This window comes from Leisingera sp. F5 (assembly GCF_001593695.1).
In genome coordinates, this window is sequence record NZ_LUKH01000003.1 from 21712 (window position 1) to 43571 (window position 21860).

At 61.1% G+C, this 21860-nt stretch carries 19 protein-coding genes; 12 read left to right on the forward strand and 7 right to left on the reverse strand.

Annotation, left to right across the window (positions count from 1 at the left end; translation table 11 throughout):
- Window positions 1–30: 30 nt before the first annotated feature.
- A complete protein-coding gene (locus A2I95_RS02615; RefSeq protein ID WP_027257862.1) occupies window positions 31–1143 on the reverse strand; it encodes an S-(hydroxymethyl)glutathione dehydrogenase/class III alcohol dehydrogenase in 1113 nt (370 codons plus the stop codon).
- A gap of 357 nt (window positions 1144–1500) precedes the next feature.
- Here A2I95_RS02615 and A2I95_RS02620 point away from each other — a divergent pair, with 357 nt between their 5' ends.
- Window positions 1501–4008 (forward strand): heavy metal translocating P-type ATPase, encoded by a 2508-nt coding sequence (locus A2I95_RS02620; protein ID WP_291727515.1) that lies wholly within the window; start codon window positions 1501–1503, stop codon window positions 4006–4008.
- Entirely contained in the window at window positions 4005–4394 is a 390-nt protein-coding gene (cueR, locus tag A2I95_RS02625) for a Cu(I)-responsive transcriptional regulator (RefSeq protein WP_291727517.1), read from the forward strand. The genes A2I95_RS02620 and cueR overlap by 4 nt, the downstream gene beginning before the upstream one ends.
- Before the next feature lie 104 nt (window positions 4395–4498).
- On the opposite strand, the gene A2I95_RS02630 is transcribed toward cueR, so the two are convergent.
- From A2I95_RS02630 to pcaC, 4 genes are all read right to left on the reverse strand, one after another.
- Entirely contained in the window at window positions 4499–5329 is an 831-nt protein-coding gene (locus A2I95_RS02630) for a 3-keto-5-aminohexanoate cleavage protein (RefSeq protein WP_291727519.1), read from the reverse strand.
- Window positions 5330–5341: 12 nt separating this feature from the next.
- Complete coding sequence (gene pcaG / locus A2I95_RS02635; RefSeq protein ID WP_291727521.1) at window positions 5342–5962, reverse strand: protocatechuate 3,4-dioxygenase subunit alpha; 621 nt, start codon at window positions 5960–5962, stop codon at window positions 5342–5344.
- A gap of 61 nt (window positions 5963–6023) precedes the next feature.
- The gene (gene pcaH / locus A2I95_RS02640) at window positions 6024–6761 is read right to left on the reverse strand and encodes a protocatechuate 3,4-dioxygenase subunit beta (protein WP_291727523.1); all 738 of its coding nucleotides are present in this window, start codon (window positions 6759–6761) and stop codon (window positions 6024–6026) included.
- Window positions 6758–7156: a 4-carboxymuconolactone decarboxylase gene (pcaC, locus tag A2I95_RS02645; RefSeq protein ID WP_291727526.1), complete on the reverse strand. Its 399-nt coding sequence runs from the start codon at window positions 7154–7156 to the stop codon at window positions 6758–6760. Before pcaC ends, pcaH begins: the two co-directional genes overlap by 4 nt.
- A gap of 88 nt (window positions 7157–7244) precedes the next feature.
- Between pcaC and pcaQ the strand changes: the two genes are divergently transcribed.
- From pcaQ to A2I95_RS02670, 5 genes are all read left to right on the forward strand, one after another.
- On the forward strand, window positions 7245–8171 hold the full coding sequence (gene pcaQ, locus A2I95_RS02650; protein WP_291727528.1) for a pca operon transcription factor PcaQ: 927 nt from the start codon (window positions 7245–7247) through the stop codon (window positions 8169–8171).
- 128 nt (window positions 8172–8299) lie between these two features.
- The gene (locus A2I95_RS02655; protein ID WP_291727530.1) at window positions 8300–9211 is read left to right on the forward strand and encodes an MBL fold metallo-hydrolase; all 912 of its coding nucleotides are present in this window, start codon (window positions 8300–8302) and stop codon (window positions 9209–9211) included.
- A 367-nt stretch (window positions 9212–9578) separates the two neighbouring features.
- Window positions 9579–11237, forward strand: a complete 1659-nt coding sequence (locus A2I95_RS02660) for a transcriptional regulator (RefSeq protein ID WP_291727533.1) — start codon at window positions 9579–9581, stop codon at window positions 11235–11237.
- Window positions 11238–11390: 153 nt separating this feature from the next.
- Window positions 11391–11849 (forward strand): hypothetical protein, encoded by a 459-nt coding sequence (locus A2I95_RS02665; protein WP_291727535.1) that lies wholly within the window; start codon window positions 11391–11393, stop codon window positions 11847–11849.
- Between the two features lie 244 nt (window positions 11850–12093).
- The gene (locus A2I95_RS02670; RefSeq protein WP_291727536.1) at window positions 12094–14739 is read left to right on the forward strand and encodes a methyl-accepting chemotaxis protein; all 2646 of its coding nucleotides are present in this window, start codon (window positions 12094–12096) and stop codon (window positions 14737–14739) included.
- Between the two features lie 36 nt (window positions 14740–14775).
- On the opposite strand, the gene A2I95_RS02675 is transcribed toward A2I95_RS02670, so the two are convergent.
- A complete protein-coding gene (locus tag A2I95_RS02675; RefSeq protein ID WP_367150642.1) occupies window positions 14776–15786 on the reverse strand; it encodes a glycosyltransferase family 2 protein in 1011 nt (336 codons plus the stop codon).
- Between the two features lie 322 nt (window positions 15787–16108).
- On the reverse strand, window positions 16109–16702 hold the full coding sequence (locus A2I95_RS02680) for a GNAT family N-acetyltransferase (protein ID WP_291727538.1): 594 nt from the start codon (window positions 16700–16702) through the stop codon (window positions 16109–16111).
- A 260-nt stretch (window positions 16703–16962) separates the two neighbouring features.
- Between A2I95_RS02680 and A2I95_RS02685 the strand changes: the two genes are divergently transcribed.
- The 5 genes from A2I95_RS02685 to A2I95_RS02705 all read left to right on the forward strand — a co-directional run bounded on the left by A2I95_RS02685 (window position 16963) and on the right by A2I95_RS02705 (window position 21856).
- Entirely contained in the window at window positions 16963–17415 is a 453-nt protein-coding gene (locus A2I95_RS02685; RefSeq protein WP_291727541.1) for an FdtA/QdtA family cupin domain-containing protein, read from the forward strand.
- Window positions 17412–18509, forward strand: coding sequence for a DegT/DnrJ/EryC1/StrS aminotransferase family protein (locus A2I95_RS02690; RefSeq protein ID WP_291727543.1), 1098 nt, complete (start codon window positions 17412–17414; stop codon window positions 18507–18509). The genes A2I95_RS02685 and A2I95_RS02690 overlap by 4 nt, the downstream gene beginning before the upstream one ends.
- A gap of 234 nt (window positions 18510–18743) precedes the next feature.
- Window positions 18744–20108: a PLP-dependent aminotransferase family protein gene (locus A2I95_RS02695; protein WP_291727545.1), complete on the forward strand. Its 1365-nt coding sequence runs from the start codon at window positions 18744–18746 to the stop codon at window positions 20106–20108.
- 95 nt (window positions 20109–20203) lie between these two features.
- A complete protein-coding gene (gene dctP, locus A2I95_RS02700) occupies window positions 20204–21220 on the forward strand; it encodes a TRAP transporter substrate-binding protein DctP (RefSeq protein ID WP_291727547.1) in 1017 nt (338 codons plus the stop codon).
- A 69-nt stretch (window positions 21221–21289) separates the two neighbouring features.
- Complete coding sequence (locus tag A2I95_RS02705) at window positions 21290–21856, forward strand: TRAP transporter small permease (RefSeq protein ID WP_291727549.1); 567 nt, start codon at window positions 21290–21292, stop codon at window positions 21854–21856.
- The last annotated feature ends 4 nt before the right edge of the window (window positions 21857–21860 follow it).

The window sequence follows — 21860 nt, forward strand, 5'->3', positions numbered from 1 at the left end:
CGTTTTGCTGTTTGCGATCCCGGAAAGGGATTAGAATTCCACGACTGCGCGGATGGATTTGCCCTCGTGCATCAGCTCGAAGCCTTCATTGATCTGATCCAGGGTCAGCTTGTGTGTGATCATCGGGTCGATCTCGATCTTGCCGTCCATGTACCAGTCGACGATCTTGGGGACGTCGGTTCTACCGCTCGCGCCGCCGAAGGCGGTGCCGCGCCAGGACCGGCCGGTGACCAGTTGGAACGGGCGGGTGGAAATCTCGGCCCCGGCGGGCGCCACGCCGATGATGATCGATTCACCCCAGCCCTTGTGCGCCGCTTCCAATGCGGTGCGCATCACGTTCACGTTGCCGGTCGCGTCAAAGGTGTAATCGGCACCGCCGCCGGTCACCTCGACCAGATGCGCCACCAAGTCGCCCTCGACCTCAGCCGGGTTGACGAAATCCGTCATGCCGAACTTGGTGGCCATCTCGACCTTGCCGGGGTTCAAATCGACACCGACGATCTGGTCCGCACCGGCCAGGCGCAGGCCCTGGATCACGTTGAGCCCAATGCCGCCGAGGCCGAACACGATGGCGCGCGAGCCGATTTCCACCTTGGCGGTGTTGATCACTGCGCCGATGCCGGTGGTGACGCCGCAGCCGATGTAGCAGACCTTGTCGAAGGGCGCGTCCTCACGGATTTTCGCCAGTGCGATTTCCGGAACCACGGTGTGGTTCGCAAAGGTCGAGCAGCCCATGTAGTGGTGGATCGGGGTGCCGTCCTGCATCGAGAACCGGGTGGTGCCGTCGGGCAAGAGGCCCGCGCCCTGGGTCGAGCGGATCGCTTGGCACAGGTTGGTTTTCGGGTTGAGGCAATAGTCGCACTCGCGGCACTCGGGTGTGTACAGCGGGATCACGTGATCACCGGGCTTCAGGCTGGTGACGCCTTCGCCGACCTCAATCACAACGCCTGCGCCCTCATGGCCCAGGATCGCCGGAAAGATGCCTTCGGGGTCGTCGCCCGAACGGGTGAATTCGTCGGTGTGGCACAGGCCGGTTGCCTTGATTTCCACCAGAACCTCGCCCGCTTTCGGGCCTTCGAGGTTCACTTCCATGATTTCCAGCGGTTTGCCGGGGGCAACCGCAACGGCGGCGCGGGTCTTGATCATGTGACTGGTCCTTCGTCCATATTCTCCGGGGCCGGGCCGCCGTGTGGCGGGTCCGGGTGAATGCGCAGCCAGCGGCAGGACCGCGGGCCGGAATGACCCAGCGTTACATTTGCAGGCCGGCGCACGCAAGCATTGCCTCAGCATCCTATCAGGTGCAGGGTGCCGGGCTTTGCCCTGAATGCGACAGCCGGCCAACGGTCCGCGCCATTCCTGTGTGATGAAAAACTGCTGGTTTCCAGCAACTTGCTAGGAAGATTCTAGGTATGGGAAGGAATATGGCCGCCGCCCCTTGACCTTCCCCTGACTGGAACCCTCATATCCCTTGTCAAAGGACCAGAACCGGCGGGACTCCGAATGTCAGACACGATCCAAATTTCCTTGCATATCACCGGCCTCAGCTGTGCAGGCTGTGCCGGGCGGGCAGAGCGCGCGCTGGCTGCGGTCAAGGGGGTTCAATCGGCCTCCGTGAACCTCGCCAATTGCACCGGCCAGTTAGAGGCCGCTGCAGATGTGGCGCTGACGGATCTGACCGGCGCCTTGGCCTCTGCGGGTTATCCGGCGGCAGAGGCGCAAGCTTCCCTGGTGCTCAGCGGCATGAGCTGCGCGTCCTGCGCGGGCCGGGTGGAACGGGCGCTGCTGGCGGTGCCGGGGGTGCTATCGGCCAGCGTGAACCTGGCGAATGAGACGGCCCAGGTCAGTTACTTGACCGGCATGGCCCGCGCCGCCGATCTCGCCCGCACGGTGACAGAAGCCGGCTATCCGGCCCGTCTCAGCGGCGCGGCGGAGGATGAGGCAGAACAGGTCAGCCAGCGCAAGGCAGATGAGATTTCCGCACTTGGCCGCCAGGTGCTGATCGCCGCGCTGCTGACGCTGCCGGTGTTCCTGATCGAGATGGGCAGCCACATGATCCCGGCGCTGCACCATTGGGTCATGGTAAATATCGGCATGCAGAACAGCTACTTGCTGCAATTCGTCCTCACCACCCTGGTGCTGGCGGGTCCGGGGCGGCAGTTCTACACCAAAGGGTTCCCGGCGTTGTTCCGGGGCGCCCCCGACATGAACGCGCTGGTGGCTCTGGGCACCTCCGCGGCCTATGGATTCTCGGTGATCTCCACCTTCGCGCCGCGGCTGCTGCCTGCGGGCACGGCCAATGTCTATTATGAGGCTGCGGCGGTCATCGTGGTGCTGATCCTCACGGGACGCTTTCTGGAAGCCCGCGCCAAGGGCCGCACCGGTGCCGCGATCCGCAAGCTGGCGGGGTTGCAGCCAAAGACCGCAATGGTGGTCTCAGCCGGCGATGCCAATGAGATCCCGGTGGAAGAGATCGGCACCGGCGACCTGATCCGGGTCCGCCCGGGCGAGCGGATCGCGGTGGATGGTAAGATCACCTCCGGCAATTCCTACGTGGATGAAAGCATGATTTCCGGCGAGCCGGTGCCGGTTGCCAAGTCCCGCGGCGATGAGGTGACGGCAGGCACCATCAATGGCAACGCGGCGCTGGAATTCCACGCGACCCGCGTCGGGCGCGACACCGTGCTGGCGCAGATCATCCGCATGGTGGAGCAGGCTCAGGGCGCCAAGCTGCCGGTGCAGGGACTGGTCGACCGGATCACCCTGTGGTTCGTGCCCGCAGTCATTGCGGTTGCGGCGCTGACCGTGCTGGCCTGGTCTGTTTTCGGCCCGGCGCCGGCGTTGCCGCTGGCCTTGGTGGCCGGTGTCTCGGTGCTGATTATCGCCTGCCCCTGCGCTATGGGGCTGGCCACACCGACCTCGATCATGGTGGGCATTGGCCGCGCCGCGCAGATGGGGGTTCTGTTCCGCAAGGGCGACGCGCTGCAGCGGTTGCAGGACGTGCGCGTTGTGGCGCTCGACAAGACCGGCACTTTGACCGAGGGGCGCCCGGCGCTGACCGGGCTGATCTGCGCTGAGGGCTTCACCCGCGGCGAGGTGCTGCGCCTGACCGGCGCGGCGGAGGCGCAGTCCGAACACCCCATTGCCCGCGCCATCACGGCGGCGGCGGGCAAGGGATTGCCTAAGGCAGACGCCTTTGAGGCTGTTCCAGGCTATGGCCTGCGGGCAGAGGTCGAGGGGCGCGTGGTACTGGCAGGTGCAGCCCGGCTGATGGCGCGCGAAGGCATTGCGCTTGGCGCGCTGGAGGCAGAAGGCGCGCGCTTGGCCGAACGTGGAGAAACGCCGCTTTATGCCGCCATTGACGGTCAGCTTGCGGCAGTGATTGCGGTGGCGGACCCGATCAAGCCGGGCACTCCTGCTGCGATCAGGGCGTTTCACGATCAGGGCCTGAAGGTCGCCATGATCACCGGTGATGCGGCGGCCACGGCGCAGGCAATTGCCGCGCGGCTGGGCATTGATGCGGTAAAGGCCGAATGCCTGCCCGCGGACAAGGTTAAGGCGCTGCAGGAGCTGCAGGCGGAGCACGGCACGCTGGCTTTTGTCGGGGATGGCATCAACGATGCCCCGGCGCTGGCAGCAGCGGATGCGGGTATTGCCATCGGCACCGGTACCGATGTCGCGATTGAAGCGGCGGATGTGGTGCTGGTTTCGGGCGATTTGCGCGGGGTGGTGAATGCGCTGACCGTCAGCCGCGCCACCATGCGCAACATCCGCCAGAACCTGGGCTGGGCCTTTGGCTATAACGTGCTGCTGGTGCCGGTGGCGGCAGGTGTGATGTACCCATTCGGCGGGCCGCTTCTGTCGCCGGCATTGGCGGCGGGTGCCATGGCGCTGTCGAGTGTCTTTGTGCTGTCGAACGCGCTGCGCTTGCGCCGCCTGAAACCGGCCATAGATGAGGGTCAGGCCGCACCGGCACCCAAGGCAGACACCAAGCAGGAGGCACGCGCATGAACATCGGGGACGTATCCAGCCGTTCAGGCCTGCCCGCCAAGACCATCCGCTATTACGAGGACATCGGCCTCATCAAGCCGCACCGCAGCGCCAACGGCTACCGCTGCTTTGCCGAGACCGATCTGCACAAGCTGGCCTTTCTGGGCCGCGCCCGGGCGCTAGGCTTTACCATCGAGGACTGCCGTACGCTGATGGCGCTTTACGAGGATGAAAGCCGCGCCAGTGCTGACGTGAAGCAGCTGGCGCTGGAGCATCTGGGCAAGATCGAGGAGAAGATCGCCGATCTGCAAGCGATGCGCGACACGCTGGGCGAACTGGTCAAAGGCTGCGCAGGCGACAACCGCCCGGATTGCCCGATCCTGAAGGATTTGTCAGGAGAAGAATGAGCGTGCCGTATGGGGCGGGGGAGCTCCCGCGCCGCGGCTGCCCTGACGGGCTGCCTGGCGGGCTTGGGCCTGGCTTCGGGCCTTACGGCCCGAAGCGGGCATCCTCAGGCGGGGCGCAGCTCCAGGATTTCCCGGGCCTGCTGCCAGGTGGCGACGGGGCGTTCGTATTTTTCGCAAAGCTCTGCCGCGCGCTTCACCAGCGCCGCGTTGGAGGGGGCTAGTGTTGCGCGGTCCAGCCGCATGTTGTCCTCCAGCCCGGTCCGGGTGTGACCGCCCGCAGCGATCGACCATTCGTTGACCAGGATCTGCCCTGGCCCGACTCCGGCGCCGCACCACTGGGCTTCCGGCGCCAGCCGCTGCATGGTTTTGACGTAATAGTCGAACACGTCCTTATCCACGGGCATCGCGTTCTTCACCCCCATCACGAATTGCACATAGAGGGTGCCGGGAATGCGGCCCTCGCGGTTCATCTCCACCGCCTGGTGGATATGCGACAAGTCAAAGGCCTCGATCTCGGGCTTCACGTCGTAAGCGCGCATCTCAGAGGCCAGCCAGTCCACCAAATCGGGAGAATTTTCATAGACCCGGGTGGGGAAGTTGTTGGAGCCGACTGAGAGCGACGCCATGTCGGGGCGCAACGGCAGCATGCCGCCGCGCTCGTGCCCTGCGCCGGAGCGGCCGCCGGTCGACAGCTGCACGATCATGCCGGGGCAATGTTTCTGCAGTCCCTCCATCAGCCGCGCGAACCTTTCCGGGTCCGAGGTCGGTGTCTGGTCGTCGTTGCGCACATGGCAATGGGCAATCGACGCACCGGCCTCAAAGGCTTCTTGTGTGCTTTCGATCTGTTCTTCGATGGTGACGGGTACCGCCGGGTTGTTGGCCTTGGTCGGGACCGAGCCGGTGATGGCGACGCAGATGATGCAGGGTTTGCTCATGATTGATCCCCTTCAGATGTCGAAAAACACGGTTTCGTCCTCACCTTGCAGGCGGATGTTGAAACGGTAGACGGGCTTGTTTCCGCGTTCGCGGCGCTTGGCGATCAGGGTGGTCCGGCGGCGCTCCCATTCTATCACATTCAATATTGGGTCGGTAGCATTGGCTTCACCCTCATCCTCGAAATAAATCCGGGTATTCAGCCCCGTATTGATGCCGCGGGCTACGATCCACAAGGAGATGTGCGGCGCCATTTTTTGGCCGTTGCGGCCCATCACCGGGCCGGGTTTCACGGTGTCAAATCCCCATTCTCCAGTCTCGAAATCGCTAATGACCCGGCCCCAGCCGCGGAAACCCTCATCCACAGTGCCGACATGTTCCGGGTGGGCATAGATACCATCCGCATTGGCCTGCCAGGCCTCCAGCAGCACGTCCTTGACCGGCGAGCCGGTGCCGTCGATCACCACGCCCTCAACCCGGATGCGCTCGCCCTTGGCGTTGGGGCCGGCAATGTCCCAGCCAAGCTCTTGATCGTAAATCTCAAACCCTGCTGCACCGGGGGCGAGGCCTATGTGGACATAAGGGCCGGCGGTCTGCGAGGGGGTTTCCTTCAGGTATCCAAGCTTTTGGCGCATAACATTCTCCTTGCCGCATTTCCGAACCGGAAAACCGGTTCCCACTTTTCCTGGAAATGCTTCAGTTCCCCTCCAGCCGGTTTTCAAACAGCGTGGACCGCCGCCCGCGCAGCACGATGTCAAAGCGGTAGGCGATGGTGTCCAGCGGAATGGTCGCGTTCATGTCGAGCCGGGCAATCAGCATCTCCACCGCTTCCCGGTCCGGGATGGTGTTCACGATCGGGCAGCGGGCAATCAGCGGGTCGCCCTCGAAGTAGAGCTGGGTGATCAGCCGCTGGGCAAAACCGGTGCCGAAGACCGAGACGTGGATATGCGCGGGCCGCCAGTCGTTCACCCAATTGCGCCAGGGGTAGGCGCCGGGTTTCACGGTACGGAAATTATAGCAGCCGTTTTCATCCGTCAGCGTCCGCCCGCAACCGCCGAAATTCGGGTCCAGCGCGCCCAGGTAGCTGTCCTTCTTGTGCCGGTAGCGGCCAGAGGCATTGGCCTGCCAGATTTCCACCAGCGTATTCGGCACGGGACGTGCGTTTTCATCCAGCACCCGGCCATGCACGATAATCCGCTCGCCGATGGGGCTTTCTCCGGGTTGGGTAAAGTTGGTCAGCAGGTCATTGTCGGCGGCGGCGATGTCGCTGTGGCCGAACACCGGGCCGGTGATCTCGCTGGCGGTGTTCTCCAGGCTGATCAGCGGAAGTTGCGGCGAACGGGTGACCGAGGTCTTGTAATCTTGCGACAGCGCTGGCGGGTGCCAGCGGCGGTCGCGCTGGTAGAACTCCCCTTGTTCCGGCGGTGTGCTCATGCGGTTCTCCCTTCCTCAGCGGCCATTTCGGCATAGGTTTCCTTGGCCAGCTTCAGCGCACGGTTTGCACGTGGCACTCCGGCATAGATGGCGGCATGCTGGAAGGCTTCAATCACGTCCTCCTGGCTGGCACCGGTGCGGACGGTGGCGCGGATGTGCATCGGAATTTCGTCGAAATTCCCAGTGGCAGCCAGCAGCGCCAGTGTCAGCATGGACCGTTCCCGCAGTGAAATCCGGTCAGAGGCCCAGACCGTGCCCCAGGCAGCTTCGGTGATCAGTTCCTGAAAGGGGGCGTCCAGCGCTGTTTTGGCAGTCTCTGCGCGCTCTACGTGGGCGTCGCCAAGCACTTTGCGCCTGATCTGCATGCCTTGGCTGTACCGGTCTTTCTGCGTCATCCTGGTCTCCCCGTGCTGGATAAAGTATCGCATGCCGGGGATGATCTGTATAATCTTGAATGACACATGAAATCATAACCGGACCGGTATGCGGCTATCGTCTTCATTGAAACTGCGCCATCTTGAGGTGTTCGTCGAAGTGGCCCGCAAGATGAGCGTCACCCAGGCCGCCGGGGCCTTGGGTATGACCCAGCCTGCGGTGACACGGGCGCTGCGCGAACTGGAGGACGTTTGCGGCAAGCCGCTGGTTGAAAAGCATGGCCGGGGTATTCGGCTCAGCGGGTATGGCGAGCTGTTCCGGGATCATGCCGGGCGCAGCCTGGCGCTGGCTCGTGACGGGGTGGCGCTGTTGCGCGGCCTGGACGAGGCAGACGGACCGCTGGTTGCCATTGGCGCACTGCCCACCGTCGGCGCCGATCTGGTCCCAGACACGCTGGCGCAGCTGCGTGGCGGCGGCGCGCCGGGGCGGTTCATGGTGATGTCCGGGGGTAATCAGTACCTGATCGACCAGCTGCGCCGGGGCGGGCTGGATGTGGTGGTTGGCAGGATGCCTGCGCCGGAAGCCATGGCGGGCGTGGCATTCGACCCGCTGTACCGCGAGCGGGTGGCCGTCGTTGTCGCGCGGGACCATCCTTTGGCCGGCGCCGTGCACGTGCCGCCTTCAGCATTTGAGGATTACCCGGTGCTGATGCCGTCTGAAGGATCGATAATCCGGCCGATGGTCGAGCGGATGTTTCTTGAGCAGGGATTGGCACTGCCCCGGTTCCCGATCGAAACCGTTTCCGCCACATTTGGGCGGCGCTTTGTCTTGGCGCATCAGGCGATTTGGATCATCAGCCACGGTGTGGTGCGGCCGGAGCTGGAGGCTGGCAGCATGGCAGCGCTGCCCTTGAATACCGACAGCACTCTTGGCCCCGTGGGTCTGTGTGTCCGGCGGGAGCATCAGCTTTCGGCTGCAGCCCAGCGGTTTTGTGCGGCCCTGCGCAGGGCCTGCACCGCGCAGGGGCTGGCTTAGGAGCCGCCTGTACTCCGGCATGCCGGGTTGCGGCATTGCCGTGTGTTTCCCTTACTGCCGTCATGAAGTAATATTCATCAAACAATATTTGTGCATTTGATTGCGCGGGGATACGGAAAGGAAACGGTATGGCGTTCACCAGGCGTGAATTTGGGTTGTCGGCTGCAGCGGGGCTGGCGGCTGCTGCTGTCCCCGGCTGGGCTTCGGCGCGGATCACTTTGGGCAACAAGCGGATTGAGACGGTTTCAGACGGGTATCTCACTTTGCCGCCGGAGTTTCTGTTTGACGGGCTTGAGCCGGACGCTTTGCAACAAGCGTTGAAACAGTACGGGCTTGCAGCCGGGCCGCTGACGCCGGAAGTGAATGTAACCCTGCTGCGCGAAGAGGGCCGAGTTGTTCTGTTCGATGCCGGCGCTGGGCCGGGGTTTCAGGATAGTGCAGGAAATCTGCCCGGCGCGCTGGATGTTCTTGGCGTCACGCCTGACCAGGTGACGCATGTGGTCTTTACACATTGCCATCCGGATCACCTGTGGGGGGTGCTGGATGATTTTGACGATCTGCTGTTCCCTGGCGCGGCCTATCTGATGGGGCAGGGGGAATGGGATTACTGGTTCGACCCGCAGACTGCAGACAGCATTGGCAGCAGCAGGACGGGCATGGCCATTGGGGCCCGGCGCAGGATGGAGCGGCTGGAAGACAAGGTGCAGCTTTTCCGGGACGGCGAGGAGATCCTGCCTGGAGTCGCAGCTCATGCCACGCCAGGCCACACGCCGGGGCATATGTCATTTGAAGTCCGGGATGGCAGTGACAGTGTCCTGGTTCTAGGGGATGCAGTGGGTAATCATCATGTGAGCTTTGCTGACCCTGCCAGGCTGGTTGGTGCCGACCAGGAGCCGCAAACGGCTGCTGCGGCACGTATGCGTTTGCTGGACCGGCTTGCCGCCGAACAAATGCAGTTGATCGGCTATCATCTGCCCGGCGGCGGTATCGGGCGGGCAGAGCGCATGGGCAGCGGCTACCGCTTCGTGCCAGCGGTTTAGGGGCGGATATCAAGGCAACACAAGCCGAAGGCTTGATTTTCGATTCTGGCAGACAGCCCCGCTGTTCCGCTTGGATAGTGAATTACAGTTTTTGCGTGTGCGGCTGCTCTTCTTAGCAGATCAGGCCATGGTTGTTGCAAAGGATCTGCATTGTTTCATTAAATCAGGTTGCTCCAAACAGTCAGCTTACCGTGCCATGTCGTTTGGGCTATAGTGTTAACCCTCAGACGCACCTGATGGTTGTCAGGTGTTGCTTTTGAAGTGAATTGAGAAAAAATGCAATCGGTAATTGCAAAACATATTGCCGTAATGCAATGTAACGTTACTTTAATTTCAAGTGCGACACGGATTATTGTGGGGTTAACGGATGACTGTCTTCCTAAAGATATGCCGGTTTGGCGCGTTTGGCGTCTTTCACGCGGATGGAGCCAATGTTCAGCTTGGGGCGAAACATCAGGCGCTGCTGGCGCTTTTGTCCTCGGCTGACGGCGGGATCCGCACGCGGGCGTTTCTGGAGAAGACACTGTGGTGCCTGGCGCAGCCCGAACAGGCAAAGGCAAGCCTGCGGACAGCCTTGTCGACGTTGCGCCGGCATCTGGGCCCCGAAGCGGCCAAGCTGCTGTATGCAAACCGGGAGCGGGTTATCCTCGACCTGACCCGGGTGGAGTTGGACAGTTGCGCGGGCAATGCGAATTTCATGGAAGGGTTTGAACTGCCTCATGAGACCGCTTTTAACACTTGGCTGAGCGAAGCCCGGGCAGAGTTTGCCCGTGGTGCTGCCCGGTCTGGGCCGCAGGCAGGAGCATCGCCAGGCCGTGTTATCCTGGATGGGCTGCTGCCTTCCATTGCGGTGCTGCCCTTTGTGCATCGTGCCCCGGGCGACGCGGTTGTGCCGCTGGGATCGCTGATGTCTGAAGAATTGTCACGGTACTTGTCGCGCAGTTGGGCGTTTTCAGTCACCTCATACCTGGCATCGCGCCAGTTTGATCCGGAAACAGTGCGTCCAGCCGAAGTGTCTTCTGTCGCGGGCGTTGATTACTTGGTGTCGGGCACCGTCAGCTGCGACGGCAACCGGTTCCGGGTTGAGATCGATCTGCATGATGCCGTCCGCGAAAAAGTGATCTGGTCGCGCAGTTTCGAGGGCAGCAAAGGCAGCCTGATGGAGGGCCGCAGTGCCGTGCTGCGCAATGCAACGCAGCAAATCGGACAGACCGCCGCGGGCGAAGCTGTCCGGCTGGCGGGTTTCAAGCCGCTGCCCACCCTGGAAAGCCATACCCTGTTGATGGCGGCGATTTCTCTGATGCAGGAAATGGACGCGCGCAAATTCCAGCAAGCACATGAAATCCTGTCGCATCTGCTTGAACGGGAGCCAAAGCATGTGCTGCCGCTGACTTGGATGGGATTTTGGCATGTGATGCGGGTTGAAAAGGGATTGTCTCCGAACCGTGGAGAGGACAGCCGCCTGGCCAGCCGGATGGCAGAGGCCGCGATCGAAGCTGCGCCGGGCTTCTCGTTGGCTCATACGCTCAAGGGGCTTATCTCCAGCCATCTGACGTTCCGCTTCGATCTGGCCCAGGACGCCTATGACCTGGCGCTGCGCGACAATCCGAACGAGGCGTTGGCGCTGCTGCTGAAAGGGGCGACACTGGCCTATCAGGATATGCCGGATGAAGCAGTGCAAATGACTGACGCGGCCCGGCGGCTGACGCCTCTGGGACCGCAGCGGTACTATTTTGATGCGCTCTCGGCGCTGGCGTATTTGTCTGCCCGCAACTTTGGCCGTGCGATTGAACTTTCTGAACGGTCGCTGGAAGCCAAGGGAGCCTTCCCGGTGCCGTTGCGTTCCAAGGCGATCGCCCTGCAAATGTCCGGTCGGGGTGCTGAAGCCCGCAGCACAGTCCAAAGGCTGCTTGAGGCGGCGCCGGAATTCTGCCTGTCGCAGTTTCAGCGTGACAATCCTGCAGCGATGAGCCCGGCAGGACAGGAGTGGGCTTCTGCTTTGCGGCAGGCGGGCGTGCCGGAATAGCCGGTCAAGCAATTTTGCAAAAGCCACGGTGACGCAGTGTAACCTGTATTCCGAAAATATCGTTTGTGCGGGAAGCGGCTGTGCGTGCTAGGCTTTAGCGGAACCAGCAGCAAATCGGGCAGTTTGGCCCTGAACCAAGGTCTAGGAGGCGGCGTGCCGGAGAACCTGTCTTTTGAACGCCGGTTTTCGGAATACGGCCCGGGTGTGCAGCCCGAAGAGCGGACACAAGAGATCCTGGATGTTGTTGAGGATTTCATGCACCGCTGGGGTTATTCGGTGCAAAATCTTATCGGTGCCGACTTGACGGTCGAGCATCTGGGCGGCGGGCCGAGCGAAGTGCCGGATCTGATCTTCAGAATGGCTGCGCTGGATTACTTTGAGATTGTCATCCGCAGCGGCAGCGGGACCGTCAGTTACGGCGGCTGGCTGACAGGCACTTTGCCGGTTACTGTGTCCGGCGAGCAGGTGAATGGCCGTCCGGTTCTGCTGACCACTTGCCGCGAAGGCGGGCAGATCCGGCATATCTTTGATCCGCTATCCGGTTATCGGCCTGTCACCGAAGCCACAAATTTGCCCCTGCATGCGGTGCGCCGTCTTTCCGGAGAGACCTGACCGGTAAAGGTGAAACGGCCTTTGCAGCAGGCTTCGGTTATGGTCAGTCGCTAAAATCCAACAGATTTCCCGATTGCCGCTCATGCTTTTTTTACGTTCTTGCGGCCCTTTTGTATGGGAGACGCGGGCAGCTGTACGGCAGCGGTCCTGCACCATTGAATGCCTGGCCTGCCGATGACGGCGGCGAGGCCGGAAGCTTGTCCGGTCTTGGCACGGAATATGGGCGGATGCCTTGGGTGATATAATGACTGCAAAGAAAAAACTTCCCGCCAAGCGCGGTTTCCGTTTGGTTTCCAGCATTGGCGCAAAAATCACGCTGATCCTGATGGCAATGGGGGCTGCTTTAGCAGTTGGCGGTGTTCTGGTTACTCTGGTCTTTTCTCAGACCGGCCGCCAGATGGAGGTTTTGACCGAACAGAAAGTGCCCCGGCTGGAGCTGAGCGGCCGCCTTGTCAAAGCGGGAAGCCGGACAAAGGATGCTATGATCGCAGTCTTGCAAGCTGGATCAGTTGATGGGCTGGCCCAGGCCGAAAGCGAAGCGGCTGCAGCTATTGCGCATCTTGAAAGCAGCCTGGCAGAACTGCCTGCGGCAGAGCGGGCCATGTTTAGGCCGGAGGCTGACGCGGCCTCGGAAATGCTCAACAATCTGATCGCGGCCCGCAACGGCGCCTTTCGCAACCAGGCCTGGATCGACTCTCAGACCGCCAGCTTGCAGACACTTAGCCAAACAGTGCAGGAAAAGCTGGTGCAGGTCGCATCGGAGGCCAGCGACAGTTTGATGGCAGGCGGCGAGGACACAATCGGCCAGGTCGACGAGGTGCTCAAAAACCTGGTGGAGCAACAGTTCGGCAGCCTGCAAACGCTGCTGGAGGCCCGCGCCGATATCAGCATTTTGTCCGGTGCGGCTCTGGCGCTGGGCCATGTGCGCGACGTGCCGACCAAGCGGGCGCTCAAAAAGATGGCCAATGACGCTTTGAGTCGGCTGGAACCGGTCATGGGGCGGCTTGAGGAGCTTGGCCTGGATGCATTCAGGGCCAAGAAGGTCCGCGCCGGTGTGGAACTGTTCCGCTATACCCTCACCGCAAGCCGCAAGGAGCTGAAGGACAGCCGCAAGGAAGTTCTGAGCGCCCGCAACGCCAGCGTCCGCCCGCTGACCCAGGCGATGGAACGCATGGTGTTCACCCTGTCTGTTGCGGCAACCCAGGCCAGCTCCGATAACCGGATGGCGATCCAGGGGTTGCTGGACAACCAGGTTGGCGTGCTGCAGCAGCTGCTGGAGATCAACGGCTGGATCAGCGCCTTCCAGGTGGCGGCGCTGGATGTGGCGGCTGCGCATGATATTGATGCTGCCGATGCTGCTGCTGCCCCGCTTCAGGAAGCTGCCAAGGCGCTGCAGGGGTATGCCGGTTTCAATAATGGGGTCTTTGCGCAGGAGCTTAAGGACTTGGTTGGCCTTGCCGATCCGTCCGAGGGATTGCCGGTCTTCAAGGTGGCGTCGCTGGAGGCTACGGCTGCGGCTGCTGCGGCGTCGCAGGCAACTGTGGATGCGGTGCTGGAATTTGCACATCACGCAACCAGTCTGGGGGCCGAAAGCCGGCTGGAGATCGCGTCCATAGCGGGGGGGCTTGCGGGTGATGTGAAGGCGGCGCAGCAACAGCTGCAGATCCTGGCGGCTGTGGCCGCAGCTGTGTTCCTGGCGTCTCTGGTTCTGACGCGGATCCTTATCCTGCGCCCTCTGGCTGATATCAGCGGCACAACCGAGCGGCTGGCTGCAGGCAACTTGCGTCCTGTAACGGGGTACGACCGGTCGAGCGACGAAATCTTCCGGATTGCCACCGCGCTGTCGGTGTTTCGCGACGGGCTGGTGGAGAAGGCAGAAGTTGAGGCCGCAGCGGATGCGGAACGTGACGCCCGCCTGGCAGAGCAGACTGCGGCGGTGGCGGCCATTGGCGAAGGGCTGGAGCAGCTGTCGCAAGGCGATCTGACAGCCCGGATCCACGGGGAAATGGGCGAGGGCTATACGAAGCTGCGTGATGATTTCAATGCGGCGCTGGTGAAGCTGGAGGCATCCGTCAGCAGCCTCAGCACAAGCGGCCAGTCGATTGCTGGCGGCAGCACCGAAATCTCCTCGGCCTCCCGCGATCTGTCCGAGCGCTCGGAGCGTACTGCGCAGACGCTGGCAGGCACGGCTGCCGCCGTGAACCAGCTCTCGGTTTCCATTACCGGCACCGCCCAGGCCTCGGGGGAGGCGTCAGCCTCTGTTGAAGCGGCCCGCGAGAATGCCAGCGCCAGCATTGAGGTGGTGAAGCGAACGTACGGCGCAATGGAAGCAATCAAGGAAAGCTCCGAGAAAATCTCACGGATCATCGGCATGATCGAGGCGATTGCCCAGCAGACCAACCTATTGGCGCTGAATGCCGGGGTTGAGGCCGCACGCGCTGGCACTGTTGGCAAGGGCTTTGCGGTGGTGGCCTCGGAAGTGCGGACCTTGGCGCACCGGTCGAAAGAAGCTGCGACTGAAATTTCGGCTCTGGTGGATGAGGCCGGCCAGAATGTCGAACTTGGTGCCGATCTGGTTGAACAGACCCGCACGGCAATTGGCGAAATCTCCGCCTCTGTCGACAGCGCAGCGGATCTGATGAAGACTATTTCCCAGGCCTCTTCCGAGCAATCCGGCAGCCTGCAGGAGATCAATTCGGCAATGTCCAATCTTGACGATGCCACCACCCGCAATGCTGCCCTGTTCGAGGAGGTCACCTCCTCAAGCCTGGGCCTGTCCAAAGAAGCGCAGGCCATGGCCGGAGCCATCGGCGCCTTCAGGACAAATGCAGATTCCGAGGCGGCTTCAGGCGGTCTGGAACAGGAAGATCCCTGGAGGCTGCAAGCCTGACAACTTGCGGACTGGCCGGCATTTTGGCCTGCCGCGTTACCTGTTGCGCAGCCTGCGCATGCCTTCGCTGGCGATGCCCTGCAGCTTTGCCCCCCAGCCATAGTGCCCGCTGGCCAGCACGGCGCCGATACCGTCATAGAAATCCAACCGGGCGCGGATCTTGCCGGCAGCTTGTGTCATCTTCCTGACAACCGGTGAATTTTCCGCCAGGCCAAACGTTCTGGCATCCGCAAGGCGCTGCTCCAAGACGGCCAGTTGGCCTTTCAGCATCCGTGTCCGGCGCTCCTGATTGGTCAGAGTGCTGATCTTCTTGGTCAGCTGGGCTGAGATGCCGACGTCTTCCTTGTAGATCACCAGCTTCTCGGGAATGTAGTGCAGGCCGTCCTCCAGCAGGGCGCGGAAGCCGAGAATGAGATCCTCATAGGCGCTGTCCTCGGGAAGACCGCCATACTTACGGTATAAATCTTTGTGCCAGGCCGCTGTCGCGCCCAGGAACAAAGAAAAAGACGTTGCTGCATCGAGCGTGTTGAAATTTTTGTAAAAAAGAGCGCGTTTGTAGGCGTTTCCGCCAGGGCCACCCTGAGGTCCAACCGTTTCCGCATCTGAAAATATTAGTTTTGCACCGGTTTTCCGATGGCAATCGACAATTTTTTGAATCCTGCCGGGGGCGTTCCGGTCGTCACCAGCGGCCCAGATCATCAGGTCGGAACTTGCGAGGGAAATTGCAAGTTCAATGTGGCGGTTGAGGCCCAGGTTCATATCATTGCGCCGGGCTTTGAGAGAATGCGGGCCCCGATAGCTGTTTGTCAGCTCTTGGATCTTGTCAAAAGTCCCATCAGTCGAGGCGTCATCAGAAATGATAATTTCGATCGGCTCGCAATTCTGCTCCAGCAAGGACTCAACGGCCTCGGTGATCGTATCCTCCTGGCAATAGGACAGCAGGATGAAAGTGGCGGCGGGTGTTTGTGACACTTGTAATCCTCTAGTTTTGCGGGCGACGCATCTCTTGTCTTTCCGCTTCGGCGCAGACCGGGAAGCAGTCCGCACATGTCAGGGGAACTGCCGACCTTGTTTCTAATATACTTTGTCGTGCACGGTGAACATCGGATTCCGTCCGAACTGCCGTAGTGCATAAGGTGGAACAGAAAGGCCGGGTCTCGCCGCGTCATGGTAAATTTCCGACGACGAAGCGCGATCAGAAAAATGATAACTTTTTCTGGTAATTACCCGGCTTGACTTGCAGCGTTTGGAGGGAACCTGGATAAGGTGCCGATAGGCGTATTAGTGCCTGTTCCGGCCTTTGGGCTGTTTCCGCCGGGTTTGGTTGCGATGCACAATCTTTGGGGCTCTCCGGACGGAAAATGGAGTTTCACCACGCTTCCGTTGAGGCCGCTCTACGAGTGCGATGCTCTTTGATCTGGCTGGAGCTTGCTTGCCGAAATCCAGGCCAAGATATTCTTGGGAAAACAAAAAGCCGGTTTTGTTCTGTTTCCCCTGTCTCGACAGCACCAGACCGCAGATGGAAGTTGAGAACTTTGCTATTGCCCTTTCTAACATCAAAATGGGCTTGTTCGAATCCTAGAGTTTCGAAGCCTATTTCATAGACCATTACCGCTGAAAAAGTGACAAGGCCAGCTGGGCGTGCGGGTTTGATTATCCAGCTTCCCCAAGAAAACGAACGGGGGTTGTCGTGGAAATCATAAACACGAACAACGCCATAATCCACTTCTTTGCAGGATATAACGAAGTAGTATTCTTCTCCGCGCCGTTCTCTGTCCTTGTAGTGTGTGATCCATTCAGCCTGATCTAACACAACACTGGAAGACGGGCTGAGATGCCTGTTTAAGGCAGGGTCAGCTCGAAGTTGGCAAATAAATGCAGCGTCCGATGGTTTAACCAGTCTCAGGTGTGACTGATAACTCTGGTCAAGTGCTGGAGAACTCAAAACTCTATCAATCTGCATAAACCGATCGCCCTTCAAAATTTTGACCAGTTGTCACGTGTCTGCATGAGTGTGGCAAAGCTGTTTTCACTGTGTTTCTCGGGTCGGGTCGCAAAACTAAGCGCTGGATCGAAGCTGGCTCCAGGCCGTGGCGAAGTCTTTAACGACGCTGCTGCATTTCACCCGCACCGATGATCAGTAGCTTTTTGCTCATGGGAGGGTCTCTGTCCTTGATTGAGGCGGCCCTGGCGGCCGGCGCTGCTTGCTGGTCCGGTTCAGATATGCATATACACAAGGGACATTCAAATGCGAAGGCGGTTTCTGTGCCTCTGACTGACTGCAAAATCATTGACTTGCCCAAAATCACTGACGTGCGGGGCAACCTGACTTTTGTCGAGGGCGGCAATCATATCCCCTTTGATATCAAGCGGGTATACTACCTCTACGATGTGCCGGGCGGGGCCGACCGCGGCGAGCATGCGCATAAGGCGCTGCATCAGTTCATTATCTGCATGTCGGGCAGTTTCGACATCCTGCTGGACGACGGTTTCGAGACTAAGCGTTTCCACCTGAACCGCTCATACTACGGGCTGTATGTCTGCCCGATGATGTGGCGCTACCTGGATAACTTTTCCTCCGGGGCGGTCTGTATGGTGCTGACTTCGGAAGTGTACGACGAAGCGGACTACATCCGCGACTATGATGAATTCAAAGCCGCCGCAGGTGCGGTATGAAGGTTCCCTTCCTCGACATCGCAGGCGCTCACGCTGAAATTCAGGATCAGCTGGAGGCAGCCGTGCTGCGGGTGGCGCGTTCTGGCTACTTTATTCTAGGCCCCGAAGTGGAGGCGTTTGAGGCGGATTTCGCCCGCTATACCGGTGCGCCGCATTGTCTGGGCACTGGCAATGGCTTGGACGCGCTGATTTTGGCGCTCAAGGCGATGGGGATCGGCCCGGGCGATGAAGTGATCGTGCCTGCGAACACCTATATCGCGACTTGGCTGGCAGTCAGCTTTTGCGGTGCAGCCATTGTCCCGGTGGAACCGCTGGAAGCCACTCACAATATCGACCCGGATGCAGTGGCTACCGCCATCACGCCCCGAACCAAGGCAATCATTCCGGTTCATCTCTATGGCCAGCCAGCGGATATGGACCCGCTGCTGCAGCTGGCGGACCGCCACGGGCTGCACCTGCTCGAAGACGCGGCCCAGGCGCATGGCGCCGGATACAAGGGCCGGAGGATCGGCAGCTTCGGCGAGGCCGCCTGCTGGAGCTTTTACCCAGGCAAAAATCTGGGGGCGCTGGGGGATGGCGGCGGGTTCACCACGACCTCGCCGGAGCTGGCAGAGCGGGTCTCTATGCTGCGGAACTATGGCTCGGCAGTTAAATACGAACATGAGCTGGCCGGCCAGAACAGCCGCCTGGATCCGATTCAAGCGGCGGCGTTGCAGGTGAAATTGCAAGTGCTTGATGATTGGAACGCCCGCCGCCAGGCGATTGCGGCGCGCTACCTGGAGGCGCTGTCTGGGGCCGGTCTGGTGCTGCCTGCGGTGCCGCAATGGGCGGACCCGGTCTGGCACCTCTTTGTGGTGCGCCATCCGGACCGGGATGCTTTCCGCGCGCGGCTGGAAGCTGCAGGAGTCGGCACCGTCATCCACTACCCCAAGCCGCCGCATCTGCAGAACGCCTATGCCGGGCTTGGCTATGGCAAGGGGGCGTTCCCAGTTTCGGAGATGTTGGCTGCGCAGGTGATCAGCCTGCCGATCGGGCCTGCTCAGACTGACGCGCAAACCGAATATGTAATCGAACAGGTGCTGAAACTGGCGTGACCGGCGCACACCGGTATTTCTGACGCCCGGTCCTTTGAACCTGCAAGTGTGCTTTGTCCAGGGGTGAGGCGGCTGGTCATTGCATCAACAGGCGGCTGAATTTGACCAGTGCAAAGCCTGCAGTTGGATCAATGCCGGCGTTTTGGAAGCCTGTAGTGTGGAAATTGTATTGCGAAGCCGGGGCCGCCAATTGTAAAATGTCGCATGACAATATGGCATCCTGATCCTTCCACCTTGACCTCCCCCCTGCATGCGAGTCTTGCGCTGGCCATTGCAAAGGCAATCTCAGACGGCAAGCTGCCGAAGGGGACGCAGCTGCCGACCCACCGCAAAATGGCCGATGATCTCGGGCTGAGCGTCCACACCGTCAGCAAGGCATACGAAAGTTTGCGGCGGCAAAGGTTGATTGATGGCCAGGTCGGCCGGGGCAGCTACGTTCTGGATCCTGACATGACCAACGATCAGCCGTTTCAGCTGAGCTCTGAACGCGGCGGCGGTTTCGATCTGTCGATTTCACGCCCGGCATTTTCACAGCAGCACGCCGAGCGGTTCGAGCAAGCGCTGAGGGAGCTGCCGGAGGGGTTGGACCCGAGCTACTACTTATCCTGCCGCCCGAATATCGGTCATGACGCCCACCGCGCCGCCGGGGCGCAGTGGTTGCGGCACTGCGGTTTGGAAGTGCCGCCGGAGCGGATCATCATGACCAATGGGGTCAGTCACGGAATGTCTGCGGCGCTGTCGGCGCTGACCCGGCCAGGCGACACGGTGGTGTCAGACAAGGTTACACATCACTTGCTGGTTTCGGGTTGTTCTTATCTGGGCTTGAACCTTGCAGGGATTGATGTGGATGCGGATGGCATCCTTCCGGATGCGCTGGCGCGCTTTTGCCAGGAGAACAGCCCTAAGATTTTGTTTTTGCTTCCATCCTTGGCCAACACGACAGCGGGCATGATGCCAGAGGAACGCCGCCGTGCACTGGTGGAGGTCGCCCGCAAACACGATCTGCACATCATCGAAAACGATGCCTTCGGACCGGTGGCCGAAGACCGCCCGGTGCCGGTGACGGCGCTGGCGCCGGAGCGGTCGATTTACCTGACGACCTTTACCAAATGCACCGTCTCGGGGCTGCGGGCCGGGTACATGGCAGCGCCGGAGCATCTGTTGCCCGCGCTGACCGGGCGGATTGTCGTGTTCGGCTGGATGGCGACGCCCTTGATGTGCGAACTGGCCACCCGCTGGGTGCAGGACGGCACCGCGCTGGAGCTGGCGCAGTGGCAGCGGCGCGCGCTGGCGGAGCGCTATGCCATCGCCGAAGACGTGCTGCAGGGTTGGCGTTGGCAAGGCCACCCGTCGGCGCTGCACCTGTGGCTGCCGCTGACCGAGGGCTGGACCACCGCCAGCTTTGTCTCCTATGCGCAGGAGCTGAAGGTGGCGGTGGCGCCGGATGCGCCGTTTCTGACCCCCAGGACCCCGCCGCAGAATGCGGTGCGGATCTCGCTGGGCAGCATTCAGGACCAGGACCGCTTCCGGCAGGCGCTGGAGCTGATTGCCGGCATGCTGGGCCGCCCGCCGGAGGGGGTTGCGCCCTTCACATACTAATTGTCCTGCAACAATAAAAAAATTGACATGCAGTACAATTTCTCTCAAGTCTGTCGCAGCGGTGCGCAGGCACCGGCGAGACTTGGGAGGAAATCATGGCTCAGACAGTCACATTCAGCTTCGGCGCCCTGGCGGCGGCGGGGATTGCCTTGGCGGGCAGCGCGGCGCAGGCGGACACCTGGCGGTACGCCTTTGAGGAGGCGATGACCGATGTGCAGGGCGTCTATGCGCAGAAATTCAAGGCAGAGATCGAGGCGAACTCGGATCACGAGATCCAGCTGTTCCCCTATGGCACGCTGGGCGAATCCGCCGACATCATGGAGCAGACCCAGGACGGCATCCTGCAGTTCGTGGACCAGTCGCCGGGCTTTACCGGCTCGCTGATTCCCGAGGCGCAGGTGTTTTTTGTGCCCTACCTGCTGCCAACCGATCAGGATCACCTGGCGCGCTTTTACAAGGAGAGCAAGGCGATCAACGGCATGTTCAAGCCGCTCTATGCCGAGCAGGGGCTGGAACTGTTGAACATGTTCCCCGAAGGCGAAGTGGCGATGACCACCAAGACGCCAGTCACCACCTGTGCCGATCTGGACGAGGTGAAGTTCCGGGTGATGACCAACCCGCTTCTGGTCGAAAGCTACAAGGCCTTTGGCGCTACCCCGACACCGCTGCCGTGGGGTGAGGTTTACGGCGGGCTGCAGACCAATGTGATCCAGGGGCAGGAGAACCCGACGTTCTTCCTGTACTCGACCAAGATCTATGAGGTTACCGACTACATCACCTATGCCGGCCACAACAACTTCACCACTGCTGTGATGGCGAACAAGGACTTCTATGACGGCCTCAGCGCCGAGGAGCAGCAGGTTGTGCAGAACGCGGCGCAGGCCGCCTATGACCACACCGTGGTTTACCAGCAGCAGGCTGCCGAGAGTGAGCTGGCCAAGATCATGGAAGCCAAACCGGAAATGCAGGTGACTGTGCTGAACGACGATCAGCGCAGCTGCTTCAAGACAGCAGCGGCTGAGGTCGAGGCCAAGTTCATCGAGATGACCGGCGACAGCGGCGCTGCGATCCTGGAGCAGTTGAAGGCAGACCTGGCGGCCACCGCCAACTGACGCCTGTCCTGTAAACAGTGCTGAGCGGGTCCTGCCTGCTCAGCAGCATCCGGGCCCGGGGAGGAAGGAATGCAACAGTCACACGAGTCAGCGCTGCCCGGGTTTCTGGGTGTGATCGACAGCGCCATCAGCCGAATTGAATCATTCCTGCTAGCGGCGGGCGTTCTGCTGATGGCCGCCAATACCGTGGCCAATGTGGTGGGGCGGTTTGTTCTGGGCAATTCCATCTTCTTTACCGAAGAGCTGAACCGGATCCTGATCATCCTGATCACCTTTGCCGGCATCAGCTATGCCGCGCGCAACGCCCGCCACATCCGGATGTCGGCGATCTATGACTTGCTGCCGCCGCATCTGCGCAAGGTAATGGTGGTGGTGATTTCCGTGGTCACCGCCGGATTTATGTTTTTGCTGTGTTTCTATGCGGTGAAATACATCGGTTCGCAGGCATCGCGCGGGCGGGTGCTGCCCGCATTGCAGATCCCGGTCTGGATCATTCTGGTCTGGGTGCCAGCGGGGTTCTTCATGACCGGTGCCCAATACCTGCTGACCGCCGTGCGTAATCTGACGTCCCCCGGCATCTATCTCTCGACCCATGTGCAAGAGGGATACGAGAGCACGGAAGAAATCGAAATCTGAGGGC